Source organism: Streptomyces sp. SID13726, from assembly GCF_010548375.1.
In the GTDB taxonomy this organism is placed as follows: domain Bacteria; phylum Actinomycetota; class Actinomycetes; order Streptomycetales; family Streptomycetaceae; genus Streptomyces.
Genome location: NZ_JAAGLY010000005.1, coordinates 54,215 through 71,814, shown reverse-complemented (window position 1 = coordinate 71,814; position 17,600 = coordinate 54,215). Strand labels below are relative to the sequence as shown.

The 17,600-nt window shown below is 70.4% G+C and carries 16 protein-coding genes; 10 read left to right on the top strand and 6 right to left on the bottom strand.

Features of this window, described 5'->3' with window-relative positions; translation table 11 throughout:
* Nucleotides 1–22: 22 nt before the first annotated feature.
* Complete coding sequence (locus G3I78_RS14560; protein WP_164424343.1) at nt 23–1,948, top strand: FUSC family protein; 1,926 nt, start codon at nt 23–25, stop codon at nt 1,946–1,948.
* 60 nt (nt 1,949–2,008) lie between these two features.
* Here the strand turns inward: G3I78_RS14560 and snpA are convergent, their stop codons facing one another.
* Nucleotides 2,009–2,671 (bottom strand): snapalysin, encoded by a 663-nt coding sequence (snpA, locus tag G3I78_RS14555; protein ID WP_164424341.1) that lies wholly within the window; start codon nt 2,669–2,671, stop codon nt 2,009–2,011.
* A gap of 149 nt (nt 2,672–2,820) precedes the next feature.
* Between snpA and G3I78_RS14550 the strand changes: the two genes are divergently transcribed.
* Complete coding sequence (locus G3I78_RS14550) at nt 2,821–3,807, top strand: LysR family transcriptional regulator (RefSeq protein WP_239157828.1); 987 nt, start codon at nt 2,821–2,823, stop codon at nt 3,805–3,807.
* A gap of 72 nt (nt 3,808–3,879) precedes the next feature.
* On the opposite strand, the gene G3I78_RS14545 is transcribed toward G3I78_RS14550, so the two are convergent.
* Nucleotides 3,880–5,958: a PhoX family protein gene (locus tag G3I78_RS14545; RefSeq protein WP_164424339.1), complete on the bottom strand. Its 2,079-nt coding sequence runs from the start codon at nt 5,956–5,958 to the stop codon at nt 3,880–3,882.
* Between the two features lie 272 nt (nt 5,959–6,230).
* Between G3I78_RS14545 and G3I78_RS14540 the strand changes: the two genes are divergently transcribed.
* Nucleotides 6,231–8,015 (top strand): VWA domain-containing protein, encoded by a 1,785-nt coding sequence (locus tag G3I78_RS14540; protein ID WP_164424337.1) that lies wholly within the window; start codon nt 6,231–6,233, stop codon nt 8,013–8,015.
* A gap of 155 nt (nt 8,016–8,170) precedes the next feature.
* A complete protein-coding gene (metG, locus tag G3I78_RS14535) occupies nt 8,171–9,877 on the top strand; it encodes a methionine--tRNA ligase (protein ID WP_164424335.1) in 1,707 nt (568 codons plus the stop codon).
* 177 nt (nt 9,878–10,054) lie between these two features.
* On the opposite strand, the gene G3I78_RS14530 is transcribed toward metG, so the two are convergent.
* On the bottom strand, nt 10,055–10,267 hold the full coding sequence (locus G3I78_RS14530) for a DUF397 domain-containing protein (RefSeq protein ID WP_164424333.1): 213 nt from the start codon (nt 10,265–10,267) through the stop codon (nt 10,055–10,057).
* Nucleotides 10,264–11,139 (bottom strand): helix-turn-helix transcriptional regulator, encoded by an 876-nt coding sequence (locus G3I78_RS14525; RefSeq protein ID WP_164424332.1) that lies wholly within the window; start codon nt 11,137–11,139, stop codon nt 10,264–10,266. Before G3I78_RS14525 ends, G3I78_RS14530 begins: the two co-directional genes overlap by 4 nt.
* 374 nt (nt 11,140–11,513) lie before the next feature.
* On the opposite strand from G3I78_RS14525, the gene G3I78_RS14520 reads away from it, so the two are divergent.
* The 6 genes from G3I78_RS14520 to G3I78_RS14495 all read left to right on the top strand — a co-directional run bounded on the left by G3I78_RS14520 (nt 11,514) and on the right by G3I78_RS14495 (nt 15,280).
* A complete protein-coding gene (locus G3I78_RS14520; RefSeq protein ID WP_164424331.1) occupies nt 11,514–12,386 on the top strand; it encodes a helix-turn-helix domain-containing protein in 873 nt (290 codons plus the stop codon).
* A gap of 62 nt (nt 12,387–12,448) precedes the next feature.
* Nucleotides 12,449–12,796 (top strand): hypothetical protein, encoded by a 348-nt coding sequence (locus G3I78_RS14515; RefSeq protein ID WP_203615029.1) that lies wholly within the window; start codon nt 12,449–12,451, stop codon nt 12,794–12,796.
* On the top strand, nt 12,793–13,050 hold the full coding sequence (locus G3I78_RS14510; RefSeq protein WP_164424330.1) for a hypothetical protein: 258 nt from the start codon (nt 12,793–12,795) through the stop codon (nt 13,048–13,050). Before G3I78_RS14515 ends, G3I78_RS14510 begins: the two co-directional genes overlap by 4 nt.
* Nucleotides 13,051–13,163: 113 nt before the next feature.
* Nucleotides 13,164–13,748: a hypothetical protein gene (locus G3I78_RS14505; protein WP_164424328.1), complete on the top strand. Its 585-nt coding sequence runs from the start codon at nt 13,164–13,166 to the stop codon at nt 13,746–13,748.
* Entirely contained in the window at nt 13,745–14,677 is a 933-nt protein-coding gene (locus G3I78_RS14500; RefSeq protein WP_164424326.1) for a hypothetical protein, read from the top strand. The genes G3I78_RS14505 and G3I78_RS14500 overlap by 4 nt, the downstream gene beginning before the upstream one ends.
* A 126-nt stretch (nt 14,678–14,803) precedes the next feature.
* The gene (locus G3I78_RS14495) at nt 14,804–15,280 is read left to right on the top strand and encodes a hypothetical protein (RefSeq protein WP_164424324.1); all 477 of its coding nucleotides are present in this window, start codon (nt 14,804–14,806) and stop codon (nt 15,278–15,280) included.
* A gap of 23 nt (nt 15,281–15,303) precedes the next feature.
* On the opposite strand, the gene G3I78_RS14490 is transcribed toward G3I78_RS14495, so the two are convergent.
* Nucleotides 15,304–16,662, bottom strand: coding sequence for a polysaccharide lyase family 1 protein (locus G3I78_RS14490; RefSeq protein ID WP_164424322.1), 1,359 nt, complete (start codon nt 16,660–16,662; stop codon nt 15,304–15,306).
* A 161-nt stretch (nt 16,663–16,823) separates the two neighbouring features.
* Nucleotides 16,824–17,591 carry a hypothetical protein gene (locus G3I78_RS14485; protein WP_164424320.1) on the bottom strand — a complete coding sequence of 256 codons (768 nt, stop codon included), beginning with the start codon at nt 17,589–17,591 and terminating at the stop codon, nt 16,824–16,826.
* Nucleotides 17,592–17,600 lie beyond the last annotated feature (9 nt).

Below are 17,600 nucleotides of genomic sequence, written 5' to 3'. Positions count from 1 at the left end.
CCTCGGCGCCCATAATGACGCCATGTCCCGCATCGGCCTCACCCCGCCCGACTGGCTGGTCCGGAACCTCCAGCCCCAGCAGGCGCCCCTGAACCGGTCGGCCGTGGCCCGTGCCGCGCTCGCGATGACCCTGCCCCTGGCGATCGGGCTCGCGGTCGACCAGGCCGCGTACGGCGCCCTCGCCGCCATGGGCGCCTTGTCCGGGGTCATCGGCGACACCGCCGACGCGTACCGGATGCGCATCCTCAACATCGCGGTCCCCCAGCTGTTCGGCGCGGTCGGCGTCACGCTCGGCTCGCTGGTGTACGGCCAGGGCTGGCTCGCCGTCGGCGTGGTCACCGGGGTCGCGCTCGTCTCCGGGATGATCTCGACGATCGGCGCGGTCGCCTCGGTCTCGGGCCTGCTGCTCCTGCTGAACTCCGTGGTGGGCGCGGGCCTGCCGATGCCGGGCGACTGGTGGCTGGCCCCGCTGCTGATGACGGGCGGCGGACTGCTCGTCCTGCTGCTGGCCCTGCTCGCCTGGCCGCTGCGGTCCGGGGTGCCCGAGCGGTCGGCGGTCGCGGGCACCTACCGGACGGTGGCCGCGCTGATGGCCGCGTGCGGCCGCGAGGAGTACGACGAGGCACGGCACGCCGTCACCCAGTCCCTGAACCAGTCGTACGACCTCATCCTCGCCCGGCGCGCCCGCCATCACGGCAGAAGCCCCGAACTGACCCGGCTGCTGGCCCAGTTGAACGCGATCACCCCGGTGGTGGAGGCGGCCCCCGCGGCCCATCTCTCCGGCCGGCCGCTGGACCCGGAGATCCCGGCGGCGGTACGGCACCTCGCCCAGGCCGTGGAGACCGGCTACATGGGCCCGACCGGGCTGAAGCTCCCTGTCCCGGTGTCGGAGACCGCGCGTGCCGTCGACCACGCGCTGCGGCACGCGGCCGAGGTGGTCGCCGTACCGGACGTGGACCCGCGCGGCATAGACGACCGGCTGGGCCGCCCGGCGGGACTCGGCGTCCGCGCCGCCCGCGCCGCCCGCAACGTGGCCCTGTCGGCGGCGTCCTGGCGCTACGGCCTGCGCCTGGCCCTGTGCATCGGCCTGGCCCAGACGCTGGTCTCGATCGTCCCCGTGCCCCGCTCCTACTGGGTGGCGCTGACGATCACCTTCGTGCTGAAGCCGGACTTCGGCTCGGTGTTCTCGCGGGCGCTGCTGCGGGCGCTGGGCACGGTGGCGGGGCTGGTGGTCGCGGCGGCGGTCCTCTCGCAGGTCCCTCGCGGATGGTGGGACGTCCCGGTGATGCTGCTGCTGGCCCCGCTGATCCCGGCGCTCACCCCGCGGGGCTACGGCTATCAGACGGCCGCGATCACCCCGGTGATCCTCCTGCTGTCGGACGTCCTCAACCACCAGGGCACCGCACTGCTGATGCCACGGCTGCTCGACTCCCTGATGGGCTGCGGAATCGCCCTGGTCGCGGGCTATCTGCTGTGGCCGGAGAGCTGGCACACCCGGGTCGGCGACCGGCTCGCGGACGCGGTGGCGGACACGGCGGCCTATGTCGAGTCGGCGTTCTCCGAGGGCGCGGAACCGGCGGCCCGGGCCCGGATGCGCCGCCGCCTCTACCGCGACCTCTCGGTCGTCCGTACGGAGTTCCAGCGGGCCCTGACCGAACCGCCGCCCACCGGACGCCGGGCGGCGGCCTGGTGGCCGCTGGTCGTGGCCGTGGAGCGGATCGTGGACGCGACCACGGCCGCCCGGGTCCGGGTCCGGCACGGCGCCCAGCCGCCCTCGACGGCCGAGATCGACCAGGTCGCCCTGCAACTGCGCGAGTTGGCGGACGGCCTGCGCGAGGCCGAGACCCTCTACGAGGTCCGCACCGACCTCACCGGCCCCGCGGGCAGCGTCCTGGAACCGGTACGCCAGGAGGTGGCCGCCGCACGGGCCATCACCTCACCCCGCTGACCGCATGCCGGTGCGGGCCGCCCTCGTGGTGGCGGCCCGCACCGGGGTGGGGGGTGGTGGCTAACGCCCGGACTTCTCCAGGGCCTTGTCCATGGCCGCGGCCAGGCCGTTGGCCCACAGCTGGTTCACGCGGTTGCGTTCGGCCGCGTTCGGGATGGAGTTGGTGCAGGAGGTGCCGGGGCCGCCGCCCGACATCAGCTCGCTGCACGGGCCGGTGTAGTGGTCCGGAAGGCCGAGTACGTGGCCGGTCTCGTGCGCGGTGACGCGGGTGGAGTCGTACTGCTGGTTCTGCCGGTAGTCCAGGAAGACGTAACCGCTGCCGTGCCCGTCCGTGGAGGCGTACGAGCCGCGCGAGTCGTTGCCCTCGCGGTAGGAGAAGTCGGCGCTCGACGAAGACCCCGACCGGAGCTGGACGTTGGAGACCGCGCTGTTCCATATCTGGGTGCTGCGGGCTATCTGGGCGCTGAACGTGGGTGCTCTGGAGGCGTCGTAGACGACGGTGACGGCGGCGGCGCTGTTCGGGTTCGCGGCCCGCTTCTCGGCCACGGACCTCAGCACGGCCTGGAAGAAGGCGTCGCTGGTGTCCGTCGTCGAGGAAGCGGTGTAGCCGGCCCGCGGTGCCTGGGCCGGGGTCACGGTGGACGGAACCGCCGCTGCCGGAACGGCCGTTGCCAGGCCGAGGGCCACCGCTGTCGCGGCGAGGGCACAGGTGTGCTTGCGCATCGAGGACTCCTTGGTGGGGGTGAGTCGTCGATGTGAGTGTCGGTGCCTGTGCGGCGGCTGTGATGATGCCAACCGGCGATAGCGCGGCCCTATCCCCGCCGTCGCACACATCTGGTGCAACCTCTGCCCCAGGCTTACGCTCCGATCGCATGGACCTTGAGGTGAGACACCTCCGCGCGCTGTGCGCCATCGCCGACACCGGCAGCCTGCACCGGGCCGCCCGCCAACTGGGCGTGGCCCAGCCGTCGTTGAGCACCCAGCTGCGCCGGATCGAACAGGCCCTGGGCGGCCCGCTGTTCGTCCGCGCGAGATCCGGCTGCCGCCCGACCCCGCTGGGCAGACTCGTCCTCAGCCGCGCCCGCCCCCTGGTGGCCGAGATGCGCTCCCTGGTGGCCGACGCCCGCGCCGCCGCCACGGGCGGTCCGCAGCTGCGCATCGGGTCCACCGCGAGCCGGGCCCTGTCCGGCTGGCTGCGCCGGCTGCGCGCCCACGGCCAGGACCCCACCCTCGACATGAACGTCTCCCCCAACGCCCTGCTGCGAATGGTCGCCGACGGCCAGCTCGACGTGGCCTTCGTGCACGAGGTGGAGGGCTGTCCGCTGCACATCCCGAGGGAGCTGTGCCTGCGGGTCCTGGTCGAGCGCGAGCCGCAGTTCGTGTCGCTGCCGGCCGACCACCCGGCGACCGCGAAACCCGTGGTCGCCGTCGCCGACCTGGCCTCGGACCGCTGGATGATCGACCCCACGGTCGACGGCGAATGGGACGCCGTGCAGCGGATGTTCCGCGCCTCCGGCGTCAACCCCGTGGTCCTGCACGGCGATTACCACACGGCCGACGCCCTGGTCGCCACCGGCGAGGTCGTCACCGTCTGCCAGCCCACCCGGGTCCCCCGCCCCGACATGGCGGTACGGCGCCTGCACGGCGACCCGCTCGGCGTACGGCTGCTGCTCGCCGCCCGCACCGAGACGGACCTGGACGGGGTCCGTCCGGCGCTGGAGGAGGCGTACTGGGAGACCGCTCGGCAGGCGCCGGCGTACCGGGAATGGCTGGAACTGGCCGGGACCGGGGCCGGGACCGGAGCCACGCCCGCGGCCGATCGCCGGGGGGCGCGACCGACGGTTCCGGCCGCTCCCTGACCGGCGACGGGCCGACGCGGCTGACGCGGCTGACGCGGCCTTCGCCCCGGCTGACTCGGCCTTCGCCCCGGCTCAGACGCCGATGTCGTCGCCGTCCTTGCGCCACACGGCCACGACCGCGGGCCGCACGATCTTCCCCGGGCCGTCGGGCCAGGTGCTCGCCGGTGCCTCGACCGTCGCCCCGCTGATCTCGCCCGGGTGCTGCACGGCCACCAGCACACGCCGGTCCTGGACCAGCGGACCGCAGGTCTCCGCGCCGGTCGGCACGGTCAGGAACTGCTTCAGCTCACCGCGCCGCTCGCCCTTGGTCGCGACGCCGAACAGTCCGTCGTGGGAGCCGAGTTGGTTGCCGTCGGTGGAGATCCACAGGTTGCCGTGCGGGTCGAAGGCCACGTTGTCGGGGCAGGAGATGGGACTGACGTCGTCCTTCGGGAACCCGGCGAAGTAGGTGGCGGGGTCCTCCGGGTCACCGGCGACGAGGAACAGCGTCCAGGCGAACTTCGTGCTCTCGGGCCGGTTCCAGCGCTCGGTCAGCTCCAGGATGTGCCCGTGCTTGTTGGCGTTGCGCGGGTTGGCCTCGTCGGCGGGGCCGTTGGAGCCGACACCGCGGTTGGTGTTGTTCGTCAGGGCGACGTACACCTTGCCGGAGTGCGGGTTGGGCTCGATGTCCTCGGGCCGGTCCATCTTGGTCGCGCCGACCTTGTCCCCGGCGAGCCGGGTGAAGACGAACACCTCGTCGGCGGACATGCCCTCGACATGCGACACGGCCCCCTTCGCGGTGGCGGTGGCCAGCGGGATCCACTCTCCGCTGCCGTCGAACTCCCCGTCGGCGGGCAGCTTCCCGGTGCCGTCGATCTCGATGGCGGGGGAGTCGCCGGTGAGCCGGGCGACGTAGAGCGTCCCCTCGTCGAGCAGCGACAGATTGTGCTCGCGCACGGCCCTGCTGCTGCCGTGCTTCATCCGCTTGCTGCCGACGAACTTGTAGAAGTAGTCGAACCGCTCGTCGTCCCCGGAGTACACGACAGGGCGCCCGTCGTGGGTGAGCCGTACGGTCGCGCCCTCGTGCTTGAACCGGCCGAGCGCGGTGTGCTTGCGGGGCGCGGAGGAGGGGTCGTACGGGTCGAGCTCGACGACGTACCCGAAGCGGTGGGACTCGTTGGGCTCCTGGGCGACGTCGAACCGCTTGTCGAACCGCTCCCACTTGCGCTCGCTGGCGCCGGTCCCGAGGCCGTACCGCTTGTCCGTCGCCCGGCTCGCATTGGCGAAGTACTGGTTGAAGTTCTCCTCGCCGTGCAGCGTGGTGCCCCACGGGGTCGTACCGCCGGAGCAGTTGTTGAGCGTGCCGAGGACCTTGCGGCCGGTCGGGTCGGCGGAGGTCTTGAGGAGGTCGGACCCGGCGGCGGGACCGGTGAGCCGGAACTCGGTGGTGGCGGTGACGCGCCGGTTGAGGTGATGACGGGGTACGACGGTCAGCGCGCCGTTCTTCCGGTTCTCCTCCACGACGACGACCCCGAGCCCGTGCGCGGCCCAGGCGATCTCGACCTGCTCGCGGGTGGGGTTGGCGGCGTCGTAGCCGCGGAACATCAGGACCTCGTCGGTGTACTCGTGGTTGGCGACGAGCACCTGCCGGCCACGCTCGCCCGGCACGGGCAGCAGCGCGAGGAAGTCGTTGTTGTACCCGAACTGACCGGCCTGGGCGGCGGCGGTCTGCCGGTCCGGGTCGAAGGCGGGGGCACCGCGCAGGATGGGCTCGCCCCAGCGGACGACGACGTTCTGGGAGTACCCGGCCGGGACGGTCACGGTGTCGGCGGTGTTGGGGGCGACGGGGGTGAACCGCAGACCGCGGGCGCCCTTGGGCCTGGGCTTGGGCTTGTGCGTGCCCAGCGGAGCCGCTTCGGCGGACGGGGCGCCCACGACGGTGCCCGCGGTGCCGGCGGCGGCCGCGACCGTCACGACGGCGGCGGCGCGCATCATCGAACGGCGGCTGAGGGCGGTGGCGATGACATCGCCGACGTACGGGTTGGCGGAGGTGTTGGGCGCCGGGTGGAAACAGGCGTCACCACACCGGAAACGGCAGGTCAGGGCGGACCGCCCGCCGGGATGCGACTCTTTGCCGGCCCGGGTGTCGATCAACGGCAGCTGTATACGCACTTTTACTCTCCCCTTGCTTCCCCTTGAAGCTCGCGTGACGGACGGTAGGGGCGCGTTTGTGCGAGAGCGGGGCGGTGCGGTGAACGGTGGATGAACCCGGGGTGGACGTAGGAAAGTTGGGGACGTCCGTGGGTGAAGTCCGGAAGTAGGTCTTGACTGCGGGCGTCCCGGGCACCCGCCCCTGCCCAAGATCGCCATCAAGGGCCGCTAACCTTACGTGTCCGTCCTGGCCAGGGATTGACGGGCATCAACTCATGCGAAGGGTTGCGCACATGGGCATTCTCACTCTCCTGCGGAACGCGTTCGGCGGCCGATCACGCAAGGCCGCGGCCACCGAGGCAGAGGGTGCGGTTCCTTCGCAGGAGGCGACGGAACCGAAGCTCCCGTCCCCGGCGACGGAGCCGACACCGGCCTCCACCGCCACGACAGAGCCGACACCGACGCCCGCTGCGGCAACGGTCCCCGAGCCGCGCTCCGCCACGCTCTCCACGGAGTCCGAGCACGAGCTCGTCTCGGCTGCCTTCGACAAGGTGGCAGTGCCCAAGCAGTCGCCTGGGGAGGGGGATGCGGCTGCGACGGAGACGGCGGGGGCGGAGACGCCGGTGGTTGTCGAGACGCCGGTGGCTGAGGAGTCAGCGGCTGAGGAGCCGGTGGTTGTCGAGACGCCGGTGACCGAGGAGGCGACGGCTGAGGAGCCGGCGGCTGAGCGGGAGGCGCCTGTGGAGGCGCCGGTCGCTGAGGAGCCGGTGGCCGAGGAGCCGGTCGCTGAGCGGGACGTGCCTGCTGAAGCGACGGTCGCTGAGGAAGCGGTGCTTGGGGAGACGTCGGCTGAGCCCAAGACCGCCGTGGCGACGGAGCCGGTGACGGAGGCGACGCCTGCCGGGGAGCCGGAGGCCGCGGTGGTGGAGCCGGTGGCGGAGGCCGCTGAGCCCGAGACCGCCGTAGCGGAGCCGGTCGCCGAGGAGCCGGTCGCTGAGGCAGCTGTCGCCGACGAGCCCGCTGAGGAGACGGCTGTCGAGCCGCCCGCGGCGGAAGAGGCGGCACCGGCTGAGCCCGAGGCCCCGGCGGAAGAGCCGGTCGCCGAGGAGAAGGGGGCCGAGGACACCGCCGTAGAGCAGCCGGTGGCCGATGAGCCCGCGCCCGTAGCGGTGGAGGAAGAGAAGTCACCGGAGCCGGCCGCCGAGGCCCCCGAGCCCGTGGCCGCCGAGGAAGCGGAACCCACTCCGGAGCCCGAGCCCGAGCCGGTCGCCGAGGTCACCCCCGACCCGGAGCCCGAGACCACCGTAGAGCCGGAGCCGGAGCCGGAGCCGACCGCCGAGGTCAGCCCCGAACCCGCCCCCGCCCCCGAACCCCTCGCGGCAGCGATCGCAGCCGACGACGAGACCGGCACAGGTGGTGCGGGTGGTGCGGGTGGGAACGAAAAGGCCGTACCCCCCACCCTCCGCACGGCCTACGACGCCGCCGCGACCACCCTCTCCACCCACGACCTCAACACCACCACCGCCAAGACGTACCTCGTCCTGGACCGCTCCGCGAGCATGCGCGCGTACTACAAGGACGGCTCCGCCCAGGCCCTCGGCGAGCAGACCCTCGCCCTCGCCGCGCACCTGGACCCCACCGCCACGGTCCACGTCGTCTTCTTCTCCACCGAACTCGACGGCACCGGCGAACTCACCCTCACCGACCACGAGAACAAGATCGACGACCTGCACGCAGGGCTCGGCCGCATGGGCCGTACCAGCTACCACGCGGCCGTCGAGGAAGTCCTCGCGCACCACACCAAGGAGAACCCGGACACCCCCGCCCTGGTGGTGTTCCAGACCGACGGCGCCCCGGACGCGAAGACCCCCGCCACCCAGGCCCTCACGGCCGCGGCGAAGACCCACCCCACGGTCTTCTTCTCGTTCGTCGCCTTCGGTGACCCGGAGAACAAGGCCTTCGACTACCTCCGCAAGCTCAAGCTCCCCAACACCTCCCACTTCCTCGCGGGCGAGACCCCGAAGGAGCTCACGGACACGGAGATCTACGAGGGCATCCTGGCGAACTGGCGCCCGTGACGCCGTAGCACCGCACCACCGCACCCCCCTCGGAGACAAGCGGCCGCCCCCTTCCCACCCCCTAAAACGGGAAGCGGGCGGCCCACCCGTGTCGGATACGATTTCAAGGTTCGCAAGCACACGTTTGAAACCACCCGACCTGGGAGCAGCCCCCGATGGCTCGACACCTCATCACCAGCGCCCTTCCGTACATCAACGGGATCAAGCACCTGGGCAACATGGTGGGGTCCATGCTCCCGGCGGACGTGTACTCCCGGTACCTCCGCCAGCGTGGTCACGATGTCCTCTACATCTGCGCGACGGACGAGCACGGCACCCCGGCCGAGCTGGCGGCGAAGGAGCGCGGGCTCCCGGTCGCCGAGTTCTGCGCGCAGGCGCACGACGCGCAGAAGGCGGTCTACGACGGCTTCGCGCTGGCCTTCGACTACTTCGGCCGCAGCTCCAGCGAGCAGAACGTCGAGATCACCCAGCACTTCGCCCGCAAGCTGAACGAGAACGGCTTCATCGAGGAGCGGGCGATCCGCCAGGTCTACTCGCCCGCCGACGGCCGTTTCCTGCCGGACCGCTATGTCGAGGGCACCTGTCCCCACTGCGGCTACGACAAGGCCCGCGGCGACCAGTGCGAGAACTGCACCCGGGTCCTGGACCCCACCGACCTGATCAACCCGCGCTCGGCGATCTCCGGCTCCACCGACCTGGAGGTCCGCGAGACCAAGCACCTCTTCCTCCTCCAGTCCAAGCTGCAGAACGAGGTCGAGGAGTGGGTGGCCGCCCACGAGGGCGAGTGGCCGCACCTGTCCTCCTCCATCGCCCGCAAGTGGCTCACCGAGGGCCTGCACGACCGGGCGATCACCCGTGACCTCGACTGGGGCGTGCCGGTACCGGCCGACACCTGGCCGGAGCTGGCGGCGGAGGGCAAGGTCTTCTACGTCTGGTTCGACGCCCCGATCGAGTACATCGCGGCGACGAAGGAGTGGTCGGACGAGGACCCGTCGACCCGCGACTGGAAGTCGTGGTGGTACGACGTGGACGCGGAGGTCCGCTACACCGAGTTCATGGCGAAGGACAACGTCCCGTTCCACACGGTGATGTTCCCGGCGACCGAGCTGGGTGTCCGCGAGCCGTGGAAGAAGGTCGACTACGTCAAGTCCTTCAACTGGCTGACGTACTACGGCGGGAAGTTCTCCACGAGCCAGAAGCGGGGCGTCTTCACCGACCAGGCTCTTGAGATCCTCCCCGCCGACTACTGGCGCTACTTCCTCATCGCCAACGCCCCGGAGTCGGACGACTCGTCCTTCACCTGGGAGCACTTCACGGCGACGGTGAACAAGGATCTGGCGGACACCCTCGGCAACTTCGTCAACCGCGTCCTCTCCTTCTCCAAGAAGCGCTTCGGCGACGAGGTTCCCGCGGGCGGCGAGCCCGGCGAGGCGGAGACCCGGCTCGGCGAGCAGATCGCGGAGCTCCTCGCGGAGTACGAGTCGCAGCTGGAGTCCCTCCAGTTCCGCAAGGCGGCGGCGGCCCTGCGCGCCCTGTGGTCGGCCGGCAACTCCTACCTGGAGGAGAAGGCCCCCTGGCTGGAGATCAAGACCGACCAGCCCGCCGCGGCCCTCACCCTGCGCACCGCGATGAACCTGATCCACCTCTACGCGGTGGTCTCGGAACCCTTCATCCCGGCCACGGCGAAGGTCATGCGTGAGGCGTTCACCCTGGAGAACGACACCGCGACCTGGACCACCCCGGCCGAGGCAAAATCCCTCACCACCCTCACCCCAGGCATCCCCTTCACGGTCCCCCCGGTCCTCTTCGCCAAGCTGACCGACGAGGACCTGGAGACGTACAAGGAGCGCTTCGGCGGCTAGCCTCGGCTGTCCCGAGAGCACCGACGGGGTTACTCGCCGCCGTCGTCCCGCTGGGGTTCCAGGCCGGAGGTCACATGTCCAGGACGCCGATCGACATCGACGACGACATGCTGACCTCCGCCCAGCAGTAAACGGGACACCATCAACCGCGCGCCGACGACGTCGGAGGGCGACTGATCAGCTGCCCGAGGCGTACCCCACGAAGTCCGCCCAGGCCTGCGGCGCGAGGGCCAGGCGGGGGCCGGCGTCGCGGTACTTGGAGTCTCGGACGTGGATCGTGGTGGGGGTGTTGGCGATCTCGACGCAGGAGTCCCCGTCGGGGCCGTCGCTGTAGCTGCTCTTGAACCACGCCAGCTCGGAGGCGTCACCGGCAGTGGGCTTGCGGATCATGTTTCTCCCAGCAGTCGCTCGATGAGGGCCGCCGACTCCCCCGGGGGAAGAGCCTGGGCCCGGATGGTGCCGTATCGCAGCTCGAGGATCCGCAGTTCCCTCAGGTCCGAGACCGGGCGGCCGTTGAACGCTCCGTCGCAGCGTCCGACGGCGGTGCCGTCCTCGAACTTCAGCAACTCGATTCTCCCGCTCATGCCCGGATGCGGTGGACTGTCCAACGGCATCACCTGAAGCGTGACGTTGGGCAACCGCCCCACCTCCAGCAGACGTTCGAACTGCTGTCGCCGCACCATTGTGCCTCCAACCCCGCGGTGCAGCGTCGCCTCTTCCAGGACGAAGGCGAGGGTGGGAGCCGGCGAGCGTTCGTAGACCGACTGCCGGGCCATCCGGGCGGCCACACGGCGTTCCAGATCCTCAGGCGCGTAGACGGGCAGCCAGGATCCCAGTAGGGCCCGTGCGTGGTCGGGCGTCTGGAGCAGGCCTGGAATGCTGCTGCACACATACACCCCGATCTCGACCGCCTTCTCCTCCAGCGTCGCCAGGTCCCGCACCTTCTTCGGGTACCGGACCTTCTTCACGTCCTCCCAGGACGCCGAGATCAGCCCGCCCGCGTCCAACACCTCGTCGGACCGGTCCAGATACTCCTTTCTAGGAATCCGCTTACCCGCCTCGATCTTGTAGACCATGTCCTCGCCGTACCCGACCGCCTCCCCGAAGTCGGGCACGCGCAGCCCCACGGCCTCCCGTCGCAGCCTCAACTGCCGCCCCACCGTGGCAAGTACGGCCAGCCCCCAGTCGTCGTCCGGATCCACCTCCCAACCCGGCTCGTCCGCCTCCGTCTTGAGCCGTCCCGCCTCCGACTCCACCGACATCCCGCACCCCTCCGTCGTACGACCGTGCCGCAACGCCCCTACCCGTACACGTACTCCGGACAGTCCGGACACCTCTGGACAAGGCCTGGACAACCGCTGCGCCGGAATCCGAGGGGCCGCGTTCCGGTGTGACCTGCGCTCCCTATGCACCACCCACGGGGAGAAAAGGACCCCACCAAGCCCCACCCCTCCCTCCCGCCGGGCAAACTCACCCGCGAGGGTGAATATGCCCAACTCGGCTGGATTCGGGACCGGTTGCCTGCCTTACGCTCAGCGCAGCAAGACCGACAACCCCAGACATGCGTCGGCCCTCGCCGGGAGTGCAATCCCAAGGCGAGGGCCTGACCACCAAGGAAGAACGGACCCTCTTCCCGATGGATACCGAAAATCCTAGTGCGCCCACGCGCGCCCAGTCCCGCGTACCGGGCAAAAACCACCCCCACGCGCGACCCCACTCCGGCGTGGTCCACGACAACGCCCGCCACACCGAGAACTTCACGGTGATCGGCAACCACCTCGTCCAGCACCAGGAGTTGTCGCTGCTCGCCATCGGGCTCGCGTGCTACATCCAGTCGGTACGACCAGGCACGGCTGTCGACATCAAGACCCTCGCCAACCGCTTCCCCGAGGGCCCCACCCGCATCGCCGCCGCCCTCCGTGAACTCGAAGCCAACGGCTACCTCCGCCGCTCCCACGTACGCACCCCCACCGGCCAGATGGTCACCCGCACGGTCTCCTGCAACAGGCCAGGGCACCGAACCACCAGCCCCACCGAGAGCTCCAACAGGGCCGCCCAGCACCCTGCCGCGGACAAGCCCCCTCCCCGCAAGAAGCGCCTCCCCGCCGTGCCGCAGCCGGGATACACCTCCCCCGCCCTCCTCCAGGCAGCCATCGACATCCTCGCCGGCCTCCGCCGCCGCGACCCCCGTCTCCTCCTGTCCGCCACAGACGCGGAACACCTCGCCCCCGGCGTCGCCGCGTGGCTGGAGCGAGACATCGCCCCCACCGCCATACGCCACGCCCTCACCGAGAACCTCCCGAACGAACCCCTGATCCGCCCGGCCGCCTTCCTCGCCCACCGCCTGACGGCCCAGCTGCCGCCCCTTCCCCCGCCCAGGCCCCCGGCCTCACCGGCGCCGGAGCCCAGACACCCCTTCAAGACCTGCGACGGCTGCGGCCTCGCCTTCCGTTCCCCCACCCCCGGCCGCTGCCGCGGCTGCCGAGCCAATCCGAAGGAGCCCGTGTGAGCATGCGAGCCCTCGCCCGGTCCGGCCCGGATACCCTGGCAGGGGTACTCCTGGAGGACACCATGAGCACGCTGGCCGACCACGGGCGGGAACTGGTCCCGCGCCCCGAGCAGACCCCTGACGCCCTGCGCACGGCCCTCGCCGTCGTGGCTCCGGCCCGTCTCGAGGAGATGCAGGCCACGAAGGACGATGCCTTCGCCAAGGCCGTGAAGTGGGAGTCCCTGAGCCCCGTACAGAGTTGGGTCCTCCGCTGGGCCAGGGACATCGAGATCGCCCGCCGTCCCGACCTGGCCTCTCGTTTCGAGCGTGCGCAGAGCACGCTGGAGGACGAGGATCCCGACGTCGCGCGGGAGGCCCTGCGCGAGCTGACCGCCGTACTGGACGAAGCCATGACGGCAGTCCGCGGTTGAGCTGGAAGTGGGAGTACGCCTTCGGAGCAGAGGAGGTCGCCCGTACCGCGCCCGCCGAGTTCCTCGCCAAGGTGGCAAGCAAGGCGGACGAACTGGTCAGAGCCGCCGAGGCGGTCCATATCCACGGCCGGGCTCACCAAGGCGGCGACCCAAGGGGCGGCGATGTCATCGTTCCAGGCGGAATGTTCACGTATCAGGTCGTCGTGCGCAGCGAGCGCGTGTTCATCGTCCAGATCACGTACTTGGGATTCTGAGCCCGCGCGCACCCCACGGTCCGCAGCCTTTGGGACCTTTTTCCTGAAATCCATCCACAGCTGCAAAGCCGACCAGGCAGGATGAATCTCCCTTTCGTCGGACAGGACCTTGCGTGTCGCCCTCCTTCGCCAAAAACGGTTTCCTCCCTCTGGGCCGATACTCCGTCTCCTTCGACGAGGCGGAGTCCCTGCTGGTCAGCGCTCCCCAATTCGAGGACTCCCGGACCCGTACCCGGCTGTGGGACGGCCTGCACGACTACCTCGACCGGTTCCTCACCTTGGAGGACGCCTACGCAGACGCCCTCGGCGGCCTACCGCTCATCCACAGCCTGTGGCTCGGCGGCAGCTTCGTCAGTGCCAAACTCGACCCGGCGAACATTGACGTCACACTGCTCATCGACACCCGTGCCGAACGTGCCGTAAGAGGGAAGGCGGGTTCGAAATGGCTGACCTCCGCCTTCCAGAGCCGGTCCAGAATGCGGGAGAAGTTCGGCGTCTCGCCGCTGCGCATCGGGTACCGGCCCGTTCCGCATGTCTTCGAGCCGGAGCGCTTCACTCCGGACGAACGGACATACTTCACAGAACGAGGTGTGTGGGACGACTGGTGGCAGCGCTGTCGGCTGCCGGACGCAGAAGACCGCTCACCGTCAGAGGACAGTGCCGCCCCGGCACGCGGCTACCTGGAGGTGCGACTGTGACCGGCGACAGCTGGCGCGACCGCAGGCGCGCGCTCCAGGAAGACGATCCCGCCGAATCCCGACGTGCCGCCCAGCTCCTGGAATCACTGGGCACGGAGGAGAGGGACGACGAGGAGATCGAGGCCGACCACCGCGCGAGCCGGCTGGCCGCGGCACGGGAGTACGCGCCGGACGCTCAGCTCGAAGAGGAACTTCAGCTCCGCCTGACCGGACCGGACACCGACGGCGGTACTCTCCGCTTCGAGTGGGGCGACGCACTGCTCGAGCCCGTGGAAAAGCTGGTCTCGGAAGCAGCAGGTACGCCGGTACAGCTGGAACTCACCGGAATCTCGGCAGGCAGCACCGTCATCCACGCCCGACCTGTCCTCACTCCCGTCGAGTCCTCGCACCCCGACGCCCTTCGCGTACCCGCCACGTCCGCCGCGGCCTCCGGCCTCGGCACTCTCACCCTGCTCCTCGACGCTCTGGAGTCGGAGCGGGACATCCGGGAGTGGACGAAGCTCTTCGACGCGCTCGAATCCGTGTCCCGGGCTCTTGGCAAGTATGCGCTCGACCTGGGCGTCACCTGGTACTGCGCCGACGGCAGCCTGCGCCGCGCCCACCTGACCGCGCGTGGCAGGAGCTATGTGAAGCGGCTCAGGGAGACCAGGGACCGCGACCAGGAGATGATCGTCTCCGGGCGCATCACCGAACTCCGGGAAAGCGGTGTGGTGAAGGTCAAAACAGGTACGGCCAAGAACTCGCTCGCGTACGAGGTCCATTTCGAGGATCCCGAAGAACTGCTGCGCATGCGTCCCGGGCTCGGAGACAACGTCCACTTCCGGGTCCGGTTCCGGCAGCAGCTGGACTCCCTGGGCATCGCGCGGTCCTCCGGGTACACGTACCTCGGTCCGGCTGCCGAGCAGGCGGCTCTACCACTCGAACCGTAGTCGTGCGGCCGGGCGAAGCCAGCAAGTCCATCAGCTCTGTCACGACTGCTTCGAAAGCTCCCCCCGAGTGGTCCGGATACCGACCCGGGCATCGCCGTGTCCCCGCCAAGACGTATGGTTTGCGCCATGGCAGTGCCCGGGGTCATTCCTGTCGCGTACGAGCCGCAGCACCGCACCGAGACGATCGGGCGGTATGCGGAGGGTCAGTTCCTGGCGTCGATCACGTATGCCTTTCCCGAGGGGTTCCACCTTGAGGAAGGCTGGGAAGAGCAGAAACGCCTCTACGCGGTTCTGCACACCTTCGACGCGGACGGCAATTACCGCGACTCGGACATCTGGTGCGCCGGTACCTGGGCGGAGCAGAAGCGCAACCCCGAGGGTGACGCCTCTCCCCTCACCCGCGCCCAGGTGCACCGCGCGACCCTGCTCCGCAGCCTTCCGCGCCGCTCCTACACGGACATCGCGATCCGCCCCTTCCAGGTGACCCACGAAGGCGTCCTCTTCGGCCTGGTCCTCCGCGAGGACGAGGGCGAGCAGTGGGCCGAGCTGTACCCGGACCGCCTCGCCTTCGCGGAGCCGTGGGACGGGACCTACGACACGTGAGCTGCACGTGAGCTGCACGTGAGCTAGGAGAGCACTCCGGCCCCCGTGGTCGTCGCCAGCGACGTCGGCAGGTTCTTCACGACGGAAGCCGAGGTCTCCAGGCCCGCCGTCAGGGTCGGGGTCCAGTTCACCGTCGTCTTCAGGTCCTTCGACGACGCGGCGTTGTAGGCGGCGACCAGGTCCGTCGCCGTGCCGTTGACCAGGTTGCCGGAGCCCTTGATCGCGCCGGTGCCGTCGCCGGAGAGGAGCCTCGCGACCTTCACGGAGGACGGCACCTTCCAGTAGTTGTTCGCGGCGACGACCTGGGCCTTGGCACGGGAGTTGATGCTGTACTGCACCGCGTAGCCGTTGAGGGCCGTGACGTCGTAGTAGTTGTCGTAGATGTGGATCTGGCCGACGCGGGCCAGCGGGGCGCGCTGGACTATGCCCTTCCAGACGTTGTGGTGGATCGAGACCCGCAGCTTGCCGCTCGGCTCGCTGTCGCTGCTGCCGATCAGCATCGTCTTGTCGTGGTTGGTGAACTGGTTGCGGGAGACGGTCACCAGGTCGGAGCTCTTGGTGATGTCCAGCGCCCCGTCGTGGATCTGGTACTCGCGGCCGTAGTACTTCGGGTTCGCGGAGTCCAGGTGCGGCGCGTCCGTGAACGTGTTGTGGTCCGCCCAGACATGGGTCGCGCCGCGCAGCGTCACGGAGTCGTAGTTGGAGTTCCAGTTGCCGTCGTCGCCGTCCGTCGGGTCCCACTGCGGGAAGCAGTCCTCGGTCGCGGCGAAGGAGAGGTTGCGGACGATGACGTTGTCGACGTTCTGGATCTGGAGCATCCCGCCGGAGATCCCGGCCTTCGTGCCCGGCACGCCCACGATCGTGGTGTTGGCCGGCACCTTGAACACGATGTTCTTCGCCTGCTTGGCCTGCGCCGCGGCCCGCGCCTTCTCCTGCGTGCCCGACGGCAGCTTCGAGCGGCCGTACACCGCGGGGTCGTACGCCTTCAGGTACGACGTCAGCGAATAGCCGGTCCCCGACGCGTAGTTGGCGCACGTCAGCTTCTTGCCGGCGGCGTCCGTGTTGGCGTCGATGGTGCCCTTGATCCGGATGATCCGCGGGGTGGTGTCGGACGCGGACCCGAGCGCCTTCACCAACTGCGCCCGGTCGGCGACGGTGAAGGTGTGCGCCGAGTCGGCCTTGGTGCCGCCGGTCGTGCCGGTACCGGACGACGCCCAGCCGTCCTTCGCGGCGAGCGTCTGGTGGTACAGGTCCACGGTCCCGGCGTTCGCGTTCATCACGACGGCACCGGCGCCGACGCCCGCGGCCACCACGGCGGCGGAGACGACGAGGGTACGGCGCTTGCGGAGGGAGCGGCGGTGGGAGGGGGAGGGGGAGGCCACAGGGAACGTCCTTACGGGTTCGTACAGCTGGAGCGGTCTGTGAAGCCCTCACGTGGAGGCTTGTGAAGCCCTCGTGAAGAGGCTTACGACCCCTCAGTCGCCGCCGGTCCCGGATGAGTTGCCGTGGATCAAACCCGTGTCGGCTTACGGCGGGACGGAGTTCAGAAGATCCCGTCGAACCCGCCCGGTCCACCGAATCCACCCGGTCCGCCGAACAGGCCCCCGCCCGGCCCGTGTTGGTGGAACCCGTCGAACAGCGCGTCGGCCAGCAGCATCCCGCCCGCCCCCGCCGCGCCCGCCACCAGCGCCGTCTTCCACCAGGGTCGGCTGTACCAGCCCCCGGGCACCCGCCGTCCGCCCACGACCCCGCCCGGGTAGTAGTACGGGGTCGCCCCGCCGGGCCGGTCGGAGACGGCGTACGTCCGGTCGTCGACCGTTACCCGGCCGTCCCTGGCCGTGACGGTGGCCGTACCGAGATCGGGAAGGGCGGGCCCGGGGTAGAGCCCGAGCGCGATCCGGGCGCCGCGGACGTAGTAGAGGCCCTCCACCGCGGTCTGCGTCACCATCGCGTACTGCGCGGGCGTACCGGCGGCGGCGAGCTGCCCCCGCGCGGCCCGGTACCGCTCCTCCGCGTCGGCCAGCGCCTGCCCGGCGGCCTTGCCGCCACCGACATCACCGCCCGAGCCACTGCCCGAGTCACCGCCCGAGTCCAGTGTGGACAGACTCCCGCCGAGCCTCTCGACCCACCGCTCGGCCTCAGCCCGGGCGTCGAGGTCGGAAACGGTATGCGCGACGGGACCGACGGGCGCGACAGGGGCAACTGGCACCTTCGGCACCACCCCCACCCCACCCACCGCCCGCCGCTGCGCCGCCACCACGGCGACCGCACCGGCGATCAGCACCAGCGCGAGCAACACCATGAACCCCATCGCTTCCTC